The 13,127-nt window shown below is 58.7% G+C and carries 12 protein-coding genes; 2 read left to right on the top strand and 10 right to left on the bottom strand.

Features of this window, described 5'->3' with window-relative positions; all coding sequences use genetic code 11:
• Positions 1 to 2: 2 nt before the first annotated feature.
• From VE934_RS01305 to VE934_RS01265, 9 genes are read right to left on the bottom strand one after another with little or no spacing between them, the layout of a single operon-like run.
• A complete protein-coding gene (locus VE934_RS01305) occupies positions 3 to 1,169 on the bottom strand; it encodes a mandelate racemase/muconate lactonizing enzyme family protein (protein WP_324883538.1) in 1,167 nt (388 codons plus the stop codon).
• Complete coding sequence (locus VE934_RS01300; protein ID WP_324883536.1) at positions 1,169 to 2,056, bottom strand: dihydrodipicolinate synthase family protein; 888 nt, start codon at positions 2,054 to 2,056, stop codon at positions 1,169 to 1,171. The genes VE934_RS01305 and VE934_RS01300 overlap by 1 nt, the downstream gene beginning before the upstream one ends.
• A complete protein-coding gene (locus VE934_RS01295; RefSeq protein WP_324883534.1) occupies positions 2,053 to 3,237 on the bottom strand; it encodes a mandelate racemase/muconate lactonizing enzyme family protein in 1,185 nt (394 codons plus the stop codon). Before VE934_RS01295 ends, VE934_RS01300 begins: the two co-directional genes overlap by 4 nt.
• A 13-nt stretch (positions 3,238 to 3,250) precedes the next feature.
• Complete coding sequence (locus VE934_RS01290) at positions 3,251 to 4,327, bottom strand: sn-glycerol-3-phosphate ABC transporter ATP-binding protein UgpC (RefSeq protein WP_324883532.1); 1,077 nt, start codon at positions 4,325 to 4,327, stop codon at positions 3,251 to 3,253.
• Complete coding sequence (locus VE934_RS01285) at positions 4,314 to 5,282, bottom strand: dihydrodipicolinate synthase family protein (RefSeq protein WP_324883530.1); 969 nt, start codon at positions 5,280 to 5,282, stop codon at positions 4,314 to 4,316. The genes VE934_RS01290 and VE934_RS01285 overlap by 14 nt, the downstream gene beginning before the upstream one ends.
• Positions 5,279 to 6,094: an SDR family NAD(P)-dependent oxidoreductase gene (locus VE934_RS01280; protein ID WP_324883528.1), complete on the bottom strand. Its 816-nt coding sequence runs from the start codon at positions 6,092 to 6,094 to the stop codon at positions 5,279 to 5,281. The genes VE934_RS01285 and VE934_RS01280 overlap by 4 nt, the downstream gene beginning before the upstream one ends.
• Complete coding sequence (locus tag VE934_RS01275) at positions 6,091 to 6,930, bottom strand: carbohydrate ABC transporter permease (protein ID WP_324883526.1); 840 nt, start codon at positions 6,928 to 6,930, stop codon at positions 6,091 to 6,093. The genes VE934_RS01280 and VE934_RS01275 overlap by 4 nt, the downstream gene beginning before the upstream one ends.
• A 3-nt stretch (positions 6,931 to 6,933) precedes the next feature.
• A complete protein-coding gene (locus tag VE934_RS01270) occupies positions 6,934 to 7,863 on the bottom strand; it encodes a sugar ABC transporter permease (protein ID WP_324883524.1) in 930 nt (309 codons plus the stop codon).
• Positions 7,860 to 9,143, bottom strand: coding sequence for an ABC transporter substrate-binding protein (locus VE934_RS01265; protein WP_324883522.1), 1,284 nt, complete (start codon positions 9,141 to 9,143; stop codon positions 7,860 to 7,862). The genes VE934_RS01270 and VE934_RS01265 overlap by 4 nt, the downstream gene beginning before the upstream one ends.
• Positions 9,144 to 9,306: 163 nt before the next feature.
• Between VE934_RS01265 and VE934_RS01260 the strand changes: the two genes are divergently transcribed.
• Both VE934_RS01260 and VE934_RS01255 read left to right on the top strand, forming a co-directional pair.
• Positions 9,307 to 11,055, top strand: a complete 1,749-nt coding sequence (locus VE934_RS01260; RefSeq protein ID WP_324883520.1) for an SMP-30/gluconolactonase/LRE family protein — start codon at positions 9,307 to 9,309, stop codon at positions 11,053 to 11,055.
• A gap of 216 nt (positions 11,056 to 11,271) precedes the next feature.
• Entirely contained in the window at positions 11,272 to 12,600 is a 1,329-nt protein-coding gene (locus VE934_RS01255) for a solute carrier family 23 protein (protein WP_414693793.1), read from the top strand.
• 6 nt (positions 12,601 to 12,606) lie between these two features.
• Here VE934_RS01255 and VE934_RS01250 read toward each other — a convergent pair whose 3' ends face one another.
• Positions 12,607 to 12,948: a hypothetical protein gene (locus tag VE934_RS01250; RefSeq protein WP_324883516.1), complete on the bottom strand. Its 342-nt coding sequence runs from the start codon at positions 12,946 to 12,948 to the stop codon at positions 12,607 to 12,609.
• Positions 12,949 to 13,127 lie beyond the last annotated feature (179 nt).

The raw sequence follows: 13,127 nt of genomic DNA, 5'->3' as shown, positions 1-13,127 counted from the left end.
GGTCAGTAAGAAGGTTTGGTAGAGAACCAGCCCGGTCGGGCACTGTCGAGGTAGGCACCACGAATCTCGCTGGCCTGGTAGCGCTCAATCTTGGTGAAATCGGGCGTCATGCCCAAGCCGGAACCTTGCGGTATGGCAAACACTCCGTTTTCTACACGCGGGGGCTCGCACACCACATCGTCAGACAGGTAATCCCGCTCCGAGTCAATGGAGATGGACATATTCGGAATACTTGCCGCAAGGTGGATATAAGCCGACTGCGAAAAGCCCAGCTCGCCCCCGCTGTGCAAGGTAACCGGAATGCCCACCGATTCAGCCACTGCAGCAGCCTTGATGGTTTGCCACATCCCGCCGATTTCGTGCGGGTCCAGCAAGATCACGTCGGCCGCTCCGCTGCGCACAATGTTGCCGACATCGGCCAGGGTGTATGCAGATTCATCAAGCGCAACCGGTACCGGCTGCATTTTTCGCAGCTCTGCGTGCCCTTGCACGTCGTCCAGTTCCAGAGGCTGCTCAATGTATTGCAGGTCATAGGCGCGCAGGCGCTCAAGCGTGCGGCGGGCTGTGCCCGGCGTCCATGCGCTGTTGACGTCGGCACGCAGGGGCATCGCCCCGACGGCCTTGCGTACGGCTTCGACATTGCTGATGTCCGAAGCGGCATCCATGCCAATCTTGACCTTGAAGCTGCGGTAGCCCGCGTCGGCAAACCGTTGGGCAGAAGCGGTCAGAGCGCTCGCATCGGTGCCAAACAGATACGCTGCCACCTCCACCTCGGACCGGAACACGCCACCCCATAAGGCAGAAAGGGTTTGACCCGCGACCTTTGCCTGCGCGTCCCACATGGCCATCTCTACCGCGGCCATGGCCATCACTGCGGCGCGCTTGTGGTGGTAGTAGCCCGCCCCAAACACGTGACGCGTGAAACGCTCCACATCTTGTGCGCGATGCTGCAGGGCTATCGGGAAAACGGTATGGACCAGTACCGGCTCAATAAATTCGAGCAGGCAAATCGTCTCCCCATAGCCCTTGACCCCATTCGCTAGCGTGATTTCGACCACCAGACGCGTGACCCCGGGGCGGCTCCCGGAGCCCCATTCCAAGGCCTGCCTGAAGGGCATGGCCACCTTCCAGTGGCGGCATTGAGTGATCTGCAGGGGATGCACGTCCATCAAAGCGGTCCCCAGCCTCGTGTCATGCGTTTGACCTCGCTGAGTCCAAACTCTGTCGGCTGGATTTCCGGGGCCCGTGCGTGCACCTCCTTGATGCCGATGCGCTCAGCAAAGAGTCGCTTGCCATAACAAAGCATGTTGGGCACCGAGTTCGTCATGAACAGGATCAGCGGCAACAACCGGGCGTGCAGCGCCTCGGCCTCTTCAACACGCCCATCCACCAGCAGCTGGTGCAACTTGATCTGATGCTCCAGGCAATCGGGCGCCGGCACCAAGCCGACGCAACCCGACAAGACATTCGAGATGTATTCCTTGCCACCATGCCCCGCAAAAACACCGTAACGACCTTCAGATGCCTTGATCACCTCGGCCACACCCAGCGCCGGACCCTCACCTTTGAGCATGGTGATATTCGGGTGCTCCGTACGCAGGCGCTGCAAACTGGCATTGGACAAGGAGACATCCATGTTCACCGGGTTGTTCTGAATCGCGACTGGCATGTCTAGGCCATCTGCCACCGTGCCGAGAAAGCGCACATATTCCGCCTCGGTGTAACCCTTGACGCCCGGAGGCTGCAGGATGACCCAGTCGGCACCGTGGTCCTTGGCCATCTTTGCAAATTCGCTCTGGCCGTGCAATGACAACTCACCCACGGTGACGGCATAAGGTACGCGGCCATTGATGGCCTGCCCCACCACTTTGACCAGGTGGGTGCGCTCATTGACGTCAAGCTTGTGAACCTCGGTAACCAACCCCAACACGGCAATGCCGTGTGCACCCGTGGCAATACATTTCTCGACCTGCAAACGCATCAGCCCATCGTCGAGCTTTCCGTTCTTGTCATAAAACGCATACAGGATCGGGTAGACGCCGGAAAACTGACTCATACAGACTCTTTCTTTTTAACAAATTGCCAAACACTTTCCGCGGGCTCAATTCCCAGACCAACCCCTTCCGGAAACACAAATGCCCCCGCCTCGCACCGCATCGTCGTTTTGACGTACTTGAGATTGCGGTCAAAGATCGAATGCTGGTACTCGTGCATCGGACAGTTGGGCAAGGCCGCTGTTGCGTGCAAACTGGCCGCCTGGAAAATGCCGATGCCAATGCTGGCGTGCGGAATCACCTTCATGTGAAACGCGTTGGCCATCCTGCAGATCTGCATGAACTGGCTGATGCCGATATGCCCCATCTCGGGCTGAATGATGGACATGGACCGGCGCTCCATGCGAGTGCGGTACTCGTAAACAGTGCGCCACTCTTCACCCAGGGCCAGCGGAACCTTGATGTTGTTGCCGACGTGTGCCTGTCCCTCGATATCTTCGGGCTGGCACGGCGCTTCCACAAAATACGGGCGGTAAGGCAGCAGCTGCTCAACCAGCTGAATGGCCTCTTGCGCGGTGAATTTCCAGTGCAGGTCCACCATGAGTTGGGCTTCGCTGCCAAGGCCCTCGCGCAGCGTGCGCATTTCGGTGACGATTCCGTCAAATGAAACTGCAGAGTGGTACTTGAAGGCGTTGAACCCACGTGCCTTGAAATCCCGGGCCAGCTCCAGCCGCGCGTCCAGCGTAGAGCCCGGCAGACCTGAGACATAGGCCGGGATGGACGTCATGCGTTGACCGCCCAACAGCTTGACGACAGGCTGACCGACCAGCTTGCCGAAAAGGTCCCACACTGCGATGTCGACGCCGGCAATTGAGTCGACGTAGTAGCCGCCAAAAAAGCCGCGGACACGCATCAGATCGTAAAGATCTTCCTGGATGACAACGGCATCACGGGGGTCGCGTCCCGTTATCACCGGGCCCAGAACGTCGTCAATGATGCTGGTCACGGCAGACGGTGCCACGATGCCGTAGGTCTCGCCCCAGCCCACCGTGCCATCCTCAGCCGTTATCTTGATCAAGACAGATTGATCGGTATCCGGATAGATGGATTTATTGCCCAAGCGGACGAGATAACCACGTGAGTTGATGCTCTCGCCGGGGCCCAGCGGCCCCATGTAAGGGGTATCACGCGGGATGGAAATAATGAAGGACTCAACCTTGCTGATTTTTGGAAAGTTTTTCATGAATGACATTGGATTAATTGAGCCGCCCGCCATCGGGTTCGAAAAGGTGCGCTTTGTCCGCGTCAAACCGGAGACCCACTCGCTCTCCCAATTCAACGGGTGAATCGCCGGGCGCTTTGGCGATGAGGGTCTTGTCACCGACACGGACATGAAAGTAACTTTCGCCACCGAGACGTTCGGCTACGACGACTTCCCCGGACAGCCCGGCGTCATGCTTGCTGCCGACGTGCAGATGCTCAGGACGCACGCCAACCACCACAGACTTGCCAAGTACGCCAGCGCTGGCACCAGCAACAGCGAGACGGGCTCCATCTTTCAGCAAAATTTCATGCTGCCCGGATCCGGATGCATGAGTGACACCCGAAAGGAAATTCATTTTTGGCGACCCGATAAAGCCCGCCACAAACTGATTGGCCGGTCGCGTGTAGAGGTCAAGAGGTTTGCCCACCTGCTCAATCAGACCATCCCGCAGCACAACGATCTTGTCCGCCAGCGTCATGGCCTCGACTTGGTCGTGCGTGACATAAACCACTGTGGTGTTCAGTTGCGACTTGATCTTGGCCAGTTCTATGCGCATCTCCACGCGCAGGGCAGCGTCCAGGTTTGACAGAGGCTCGTCAAACAGAAACATGCGCGGCTCCCGAACAATGGCCCGTCCTATGGCGACGCGTTGCCGCTGTCCGCCAGAGAGGTCTTTTGGTCTTCTGTCCAGCAGATGCTCGATCTGCAAGGTTTTGGCGGCCTTGGCCACTTTGTCCGAAATGTCTTTCTCCGGGACTTTTGCGATCTTCAAGCCAAAGCCCATGTTTTCCCGCACAGTCATGTGGGGATAAAGGGCATAAGACTGGAAAACCATGGCGATGCCGCGTTTGGCGGGCTGGTGATCCGTGACGTCTTCTCCATCAATCGTGATGGCGCCATCCGTGCACTCTTCCAGCCCCGCGATCATGCGCAACAAAGTGGATTTGCCACACCCCGACGGGCCTACAAACACGCAAAACTCACCGTCTTCCACGGTCAGGTTTACGCCATGAATGACCGTGGCATCCTGGAAGGATTTGACAATCCCCTTCAGCTCAAGCTGTGCCATTGGAAACTTTCTGTTGGTTAAAAATGCATGCGCGGGTTTTTGCTTCAGACAGCAAAAGGTCGCTCATGTCGTCCATAAAAAGGTCGACATCCTGTTGATCAATCTCATCAAGACGGGGGCCGGCCATGCGTTGATGACTGGATCCGATAAGGCTGCGCCGCAGGAGCACATACTTCGTGAGGGACCACCGAAAAATCGACTGAATGTTGAGAACCGGAAGCATCCGGCTGAAAATGTTGCGAACCTCTTCCAAGCGTCCCTGCCTGTGCGCGGCAAAGAGCGCCACATGGACTTCGGCCAGCTCGATGGCCGGCATGGTGCCGCAAGCCCCGCGCCTTAATTCGTCAGTGATGTAGCGTCCCCCTGCGCCGCCAAAAACGCCTGTGAGGGTTGAAGGTGCCCCGGCCCGGATGGCCGTCAGACGCTGGCCGCTGGGCAAGGTTTCTTCCTTGACATACGCAATGGCCGGGACTGCCTCCAAGACATCCACCACAGCCTGCGCTTCCAGCCCGGCGCCTACTGGCATAGGGACGTTTTGCAACATCAGCGGCACAGCCGGCACAGCTACTGCAAGAGCCTTGAAATAGTCAGCCTGCTGCGCTGTCGAGCCAAGATGTGGCGGCGCGGCCACCATCAGCGCGGCGGCGCCGTTTTTGACTGCGGCGCGGGCCAGGCGTTCGGTGACTGCCGCGTCACTCGATGACACACCCACAACAACCGGGACTCGCCCTGCCACCTCGTCCAGAACGACAGCGGTCAATGTTGACCGTTCATCTTCCGTCAGCGTGGAGACCTCACTGGCCACGCCGGGATAGGTCATGCCGTCCACTCCGCTGCTCAGCAGATAGCGCACCAGCGTTCGCAGGCCATCTGCGTCGGGCGTACCGTCTTCATGAAACGGCGTCGGCAAGACCGGGAAGACGCCGGTCAATGGGGGTTGTTCACGATTTGTCATGGCTTGTCGTTTTTTGAAAATTCCAGTGGCTGGCGCCCCCACCACGCACGGATCTTGGGCGACACCAACGCTGATGGTGAGAGAGAGGTCAGCCCCCCGTCTACAGGTAGATCAACGCCCGTCACAAATCCGGCCTCGTCAGAGGCAAGATAAACCGCCGCCATGGCCACATCCATCCCGACCCCCACCCGACCAATTGGATAAGCCTCCCGGTCCAGGCGCAGATCTGCTTCGGACCGACCTGCCAGGGTGCGTTCGGTCATGATTAGGCCTGGTGAAATGGCGTTGCAACGAATCCCGAAAGGCCCGTATTCAATGGCCATTTGTTTGGTCAGCGCATGTATGCCGCCTTTGGACGCGGTATACGCAGCCATGTTCGGGTTGGCCACGATCTGGTTGACCGAACATAAATTGACGATACTGCCGGCCCGCGCTTTCATCATGTGCGGGAGTACCGCGCGGCAGGCGCGAAACACCGAAGACAGGGCGGAGTCCACAGTGCTTTCCCACTCGTCATCCGTGCAGGCGTGCACAGGTCTTTCTGTATACGCAACCGCGTTGTTGACCAGAATGTCAATCGCGCCATAGCGTGTCATGGCCTGATTGACGATGGTCAGAATGGCTTTTTTGTCGGTGATATCGGCGACCTTGACCAAATGCTCCGGCAGCGCCTTGCGCAAGGCTGCGGCAGCGGCCTTGTCTTTTTCCACTGCCACAACCCTGCATCCATGCTCGGCAAAAGTTCTGGCAATGGCCTCGCCTATGCCGCGGCCGGCGCCTGTGACGATGGCAACCTTGTTGATAAGCCTCATGACTTGACTGCCCCGGCCGTCAGGCCCTGAATGAAGAACCGTTGCAGGAAGGCAAAGCCAATCACAATGGGCAAGGAGCTGACGATGGATGCCGCCATGGCCCCGCCCCAGTCACTCTTGCTTTCGCCGATGTAGTTCAGCAGCAGTCCGGGGCCGACGGTCCTGAGCTCAGGCGTGGTGATAAGCGTGAGCGAGAACAAAAGATCATTCCAGGCCCACATGAATGAATACAGACCCACCGTCACCAGAGCCGGCATGGCCAGTGGCAGGACGATACGGTGCAGGATGTAAAGCTCGCTTGCGCCATCTGCGCGGGCGGCTTCGATGATCTCTGTCGGAATGCCCACGAAGTAGCTGTAGAGCATGTAGGTGCCGCTGGGCAGAGCCAGGATCACATAGGCAATGATCAAGCCCACATGGGTATTGAGCAACCCGGCCCACTGGAGCAGCGGATACAGGCTGATCAACATCATGGCAAACGGAAACATCTGGGCTGAAAGCATCAGAAACATCAGTGATTTGCGTCCGCGATAGCGGAACTTTGCAAAGCTGTAAGCTGCATACGTGGCGAGGAACACCGTTAGCAGCGCGCCGCCACCTGCAGTGATCAGACTGTTTTTAAGCTGCACCAGAATGTCGCCGCGGCTGAACAGTTGCCGGTAGTTGTCCACAGTTGCGGAAAGCGGCCAGATCGTCGGAATCCGCACAAAAATTTCGCTCTCAGGCTTGATGGAAGTCAGCGCCATCCAGAGCAGCGGCAAGAACAGGAAGGCGGCGATCAGCGCAAAGATGGCCCAGAAAACCAGGCGCGCGCGCCATGTCAGAAGTATCAGCATTGCTCAGGCCTCCCGCTTGAAAAGAATACGCAGGTAGAACGTGGTCGGAATCGCGATCGTGATGAACCACAAAACGCCAACCGCGCACGCGGTTCCCATGTCCCAGTTCTGAAAGGCCTGTTTGTAGACTTCTACCGACAACATGGTGGTCGCCTTGATAGGGCCACCCTGTGTCAGCGCATAAATCACATCGAAGGTCTGAAGGTTGCCCATGGCGCCAAGAATGGTGACGATGATCATGGTCGGTGCCAGATGCGGCAGGATGACGTAGCGCAACACCCCAGCGTTGTGGCAGCCATCTACCCGTGCGGCATCCACCTGGTCTTGCGAGACGCCCTGCAAACCGGCCAGAAAGAAGGCCATGAAAAGCGGCACGGACAGCCAGGCTTTGGTGATGATCACGGCCGCCATGGCGCCGCGCTCTTCCGCAAGCCAGGTGATGGGCTCGCTGATCAGGCCAGCCTGTAACAGAGCAGCGTTAAGTACGCCGTATTGGCCGTTAAAAATCCACGCCGCAAGAAATGCCGTCACCGTGGTTGGCAACACCCAGGGCAAAAGAGATGCCGCCCTGATGAACACACGCCCCTTGAAGGTCTGGTTCATCATGAGCGCCCATGCAAGCCCCAGTACAAACGTCAACGCCGTGGTGACAACCACAAAGATGAGCGTGTTGAGCCAGACCGTCGCCGTGCCCGGATCGGACAACAGGCGCACAAAGTTTCCCAAACCGACAAAGACCGGCTGCTCCATGTCAATCGTGTACCGATACAGCGACAGACGCAGCGACTGCAGGAACGGAACCAGGATTACGGCTACGAACGCGATGAAGGCCGGCACCAGCAGCAGGATGCCGGTGCGTCGCTCATGCGCCTTCAAGCTCCTGCGTTGGGGCCGGGGCGATGCTTGCCCCACAGCCGGACTTTGTTGGTTCATGATTTTGCGGGGAGGACCATCTTGGCCTGCAGACGTTTGTCCATGGACTCAATTGCTGCCTGTGCCGATTTTTGACCCAGCAATGCACCTTGCACCTCTTCGCCCACGATGGTGGACAGCTCGGCAGAGTTGGGCCACATTGAAATTTCGTCGCGTGCGGCGTGGACTGAGCCTTTGACCCAGCCGGTGAGGTAGGAGTCGGTCATGAGCTTGGACAAGGCACTGTTTGTCACGGGGAAGAGCCCCTGCTCCTTGAAGTACTTGATCTGGCTTTCGTCGCTTAATGCCAGGTGGCTGACGAACCTGGCCTGTGGTGACTGCGCGTTGGGGACGCTCTTCCCGTCGCCCATCATGCTGAGCAGGTGGCCCCATGCAAATGCCTGAGGTGCATCGCCGGCACGAACCACTGGCGTGGCCATGGGCAGCACAAACTGATCAAAGTCCACGCCCTTGCCAGAGTTGTTGCGGGCAAAGCCGCGCGCCAACGGGGCATCCTGGTAGAAGCCGGTCTGGTTTTGCGCGTACATGCGCCGCGCATCTGGCCGGTCAATATCCTTGGCGGCCAACCCGTCTCGAACCAGATCCGTCATGAACCCGAGGGCGCGCACACCTGCAGCACTGTTGACGAGAACACGCCCCTTCTCATTGAAAAGGCGGCCACCGAACGTCCAGAGCCACACCTGAAAGTCAGGGCTCATGGAGTTGTTGTTCTTGGTGGACATGGCGTATGGGACGCTTTGCGGCTGCGACTTCTTGATCGCCTTCAGCGCTTCAATAAAGGCGTCGATGGTTTTCGGCGGTGCAGCGATGCCAGCATCTTTCAGAACTTTGGCGTTTGCCACCATGCCGATGGAGCCTGCAGTCCAGGGGATCCCCAGCTGCTTGCCCTTGTACTCACCCAGGCTCAAAACGCCGCCACTCATCTGTTTAGCCAGTTGCCCTTTGCCGTAGACCGCTTCGAGGTCCACCATTTTTCCGGTCGTCGCGAATTGCGGCAACCAGCGCTCGGCCAGTTGCACGACGTCCAGTGGCTGCCCGGAGCGCATGCGGAGCAGGATGTTTTGCTGCATCTGAGCCCATGGAAAACCGATGACCTCCAGCTTGGTGTCGGCGTTGGCCTTGCGGTAGGTCTCAAACATGGCGTCCAGCGTGGGCTTGCTGGCGGCTTCGTCCTGAGACCAGCCCACATAGGTCAGTGGTTTGGATTGGGCCCACAGATTGCGGCTTCCCACCAAAGATGTGGCGGCAGCGGCTTGGGTAAATTGACGTCTAGTTAGCATGCTTGTCTCCTATTTCTTCCATTGAATGGAACTTACTCGGAAAAGATATTGTGATGCCGAACATTTGTTCCACTTATTGGTACTAACCCTAGGCCATTGAAAGTTTTTTGGTTCCGTTTGTTGGTACTATTCCTCTCTGCTTAAAACAATTCGGGGCTCGACCTTGACAATCTCCACCCATTACGCCGAAAACTCCACGCCGTTCGCGCCAAGTAATGCAAGCGCCGCGGAGGCTGCCTCCGGCGCGGGTGTGGGTGTGCTGGAGAAAGCCATGGGCTTGCTGAACATCGTGTCGCTGGCGCCAGCTCCCATGACGTTCACTGAGCTGCTGAGGGCCGCATCCCTGCCGAAAGCCACGCTGCACCGGATCCTTGCCACGCTGATGCGGGAAGGCCTGCTGCGTCACGACCCCTACACCAAGAGTTACAAGCTGGGTTTCCGGCTGCTGGAGCTGGCGCACGAGGTGTGGAGCGACTTCGATCTGCGACTGGCTGCGCAAGATGAAATGGTGCGCCTGCGGGATTCGATTTCTGAGTCCGTCGTCCTGGCCGTTCTCGACGGTGAAAACATCGTCATCGTGACGTCCGAAGATGCCGGACGAGGATCCGGATTTACCTCCAAGGTCGGGCAGCGACTGCCTGCACACGCCACTTCCGCAGGCAAGGCCATCCTGGCGTATCTGGACCCCACGCGCCAGGCGGCCTTGCTGCAATCGCTCACGCTGACCGCATACACCAGCAGCACACTCACCACACTGAGTGCGCTGCGGGGAGAGCTGGACCTGACGCGCGCCAGGGGTTATGCCATAGATCGACTGGAGCACAACGAAAACGTGTTCTCGATGGCGGCGCCCATTTTTGATATTGAGGGCCGACCCTTAGGCGCAGTGAGCATCTTTTCAAGGCCCGACCGAATGAATGAGGCTCGCGCCCACGCGCTCTCGTCCAGCCTGATTGGCTCGGCTCGCACGATTTCGCACAACGCTGGCGGTCAATTCATGTCCATTGCACCCCGACCCACGCCGGAAGCGGAACGCCATTTCGACGTGGTCTGCGTGACCGAGACCCGGGCACTGCTGGGTGAGGGCCCCACATGGTCGCCGCGCGACGGGGCGCTGTTCTGGGTAGACATTCTCACCCCCGCCATTCACAGGTATGACGTGCAAACAGGCTCGGACGTCGAGGTCAAACTGGGCTCCATGGTCAGCGTGGTCATTCCCAAGGCCACGGGAGGCCTGCTTGTGGCAACCCCCACAGGCATCATGACTTTTGATGAGGCTTCCAAGTCACTCACATCGCTCTGCCACCCGGAGTCGGACCGGCCGACAAACCGCTACAACGATGGCAAGTGCGACCGGATGGGCCGCCTCTGGATAGGCACTCTTGACATGGGTACCGCCGCCAACCGGGGCAATCTGTTCCGGGTGGACCCGGATGGCACCTGGAAAAAAATGGACAGCGGCTTCACCGTTGCCAACGGACTTGGCTGGAGCCCTGACAACAAGCAGATGTACTTCACAGACTCGTCGCGGCGGACCATCTACACCTACGATTTCGATCTGCGGGCAGGCACCATCAGCAACCGCCGACCCCTGATCACCCTTCCCCCAACCGATGGCACGCCAGATGGATTGACCGTTGACGAAGAGGGTTGTCTGTGGGTCGCCATTTGGGACGCATGGCGTGTGTCCCGATACTCGCCCTCCGGCGAGGAACTGCTGAGAATCAGCATGCCGGTGCCGCGCCCCACCAGCTGCTGTTTTGGCGGCCCGCACCTCGACACGCTGTATGTGACCAGCGCGTCGGTCCGACTCAACGAGGAGGCGCTACTTGCCGCGCCATTATCCGGCTCGCTGTTCGCCATCAAGATACCAGGCATCAGAGGATTGCCGGACACCACGTTTGCCGGGTAGCGATCAGTTCCGGCACGCTGAAACATCAAATTGCCGTTTGCGCTGAGCCTGTCGAAGCCACCCTCAGGGCAAACGGATGAGAAACACGGACTTCACGGGGCCAAATCAATAACCGCACACCCCGGCTGAAACGCGGGAGGGACAGACCACCCCTTGTGTGGCACGTCCATTGCTCTTAGGATGGCGACACTTTACAAAGGAGGGGAACCCATGGCCATGCCTGAACCGACATCGACCTCAACCCAATCGCCAGAGCGAAAAGGCCTGTTTAACTGGACTGAGCGCAGCGGCGATGTGCTGCAGCAAGGCGGGGTCATCGGGCCCGACGAGCGGCTGCCCTGGCCGCAGACAGCGGTCATGGGCGTGCAGCATGTGATTGCCATGTTTGGTGCCACCGTGCTGGCGCCGATCCTAATGGGCTTTGACCCCAACATCGCCATCCTGATGAGCGGCGTCGGCACACTCATCTTTTTTCTGGTCACAGGTGGCAGGGTACCAAGTTATCTGGGCTCCAGCTTTTCGTTCATCGGCGTGGTCATTGCCGCAACCGCTTACGCGGGAAAAGGGGCCAATCCGAATATCGGCGTGGCGCTGGGCGGGATCATTGCGTGCGGCGTGCTGTACACCGTCATAGGCGCCATCGTGCAAGCTGTCGGCATCGGGTGGATCGAGCGCTTCATGCCGCCGGTGGTTACCGGCGCTGTGGTGGCGGTGATTGGCCTGAACCTGGCCACCATCCCGATCAAAAACATGGCAGCCAGCAACTTTGACTCATGGATGCAGGTGGTCACCTTTGTCAGTGTGGCGCTGGTAGCGGTGTTGACGCGAGGCATGGTGCAGCGGCTGCTGATTCTGGTTGGCCTGATTGTGGCCACCGTGATTTACGCCGTACTCACAAATGGTCTGGGTCTTGGCAAACCCATGGATTTGTCGGGCATCATGAGCGCCGCATGGGTTGGCCTGCCCGCATTTGCCGCGCCTGTTTTCAGCGCCAACGCCATGCTCCTGATTGCGCCGGTAGCGATCATTCTGGTGGCAGAAAATCTGGGCCACATCAAGGCCGTGACAGCCATGACCGGCAAAAACCTGGACCCTTATATGGGCCGCGCTTTTATTGGTGATGGCGTAGCCACCATGGTCTCCGGTGCGGCGGGCGGAACTGGCGTCACCACCTACGCGGAAAACATTGGCGTGATGGCCGCCACCAAAATTTATTCGACGGCGGTTTTTGTTGTGGCCGCCGTGATTGCGCTGGTGCTGGGTTTCAGCCCGAAGTTTGGCGCCTTGATTCAGGCAATTCCGCTGCCCGTGATGGGCGGGGTGAGCATTGTGGTGTTTGGCCTGATTGCTGTGGCCGGCGCCAAGATCTGGGTCGACAACAAGGTGGATTTTTCGGATAACCGCAACCTGCTGGTGGCGGCCATCACGCTGGTGCTGGGCACCGGGGATTTCACGCTGAAGTTTGGTGAGTTTGCGCTGGGCGGCATAGGCACCGCCACCTTTGGCGCCATCCTGCTGTACGCCCTGCTCAACCGCAAGCCCTAGGAGCCTTCAGCTCGGGGGCAACTGGTCCTGAGCTTCAACCAGTGCGGCCTTGGTCTCAGCCAGCTCGCGCTCAAGGCCTGCCCGCTCGTCAATCTCCTGCTCCAGCAGCTGATTGACCTGCGCCAGGTCATCCACCGATTCCTGGATTCTCGTTTCCAGCTCGTCGGTTCTTTGCAGAGCCTCGATCACTTCGCCAGTTTGCGCGTGGTCGGGGATTTCCTGTTTAAGAACAGTGTTGATCACCAGTAATTCATCTGCAGATTGCTTGACGGTTTCCCTGACCGCGTCGTTCTGGTCCAGCGCGGTCTCCAACGTTGACGGTACAGGCACGGTCTTTGTGAGCGACATGGCAAAAAGCCCAGGTTGAAATACAGTGATTACACCGCCCTGGCTTGCCTAACGCATGGCTTGGACGGAACTCCCTATGGTAACCATCTGTCCCCAAACGCGCTTGTAAAAATCTCAGCCCCGGGTCAATTTCGGGTAAAGAAACCCCTTGGTCGGCCCGGCCGGCGACCTCCCTCCCA

This window comes from Polaromonas sp. (assembly GCF_035638815.1).
In the GTDB taxonomy this organism is placed as follows: domain Bacteria; phylum Pseudomonadota; class Gammaproteobacteria; order Burkholderiales; family Burkholderiaceae_C; genus Polaromonas.
This window is presented reverse-complemented; position numbering and strand designations above follow the sequence as displayed.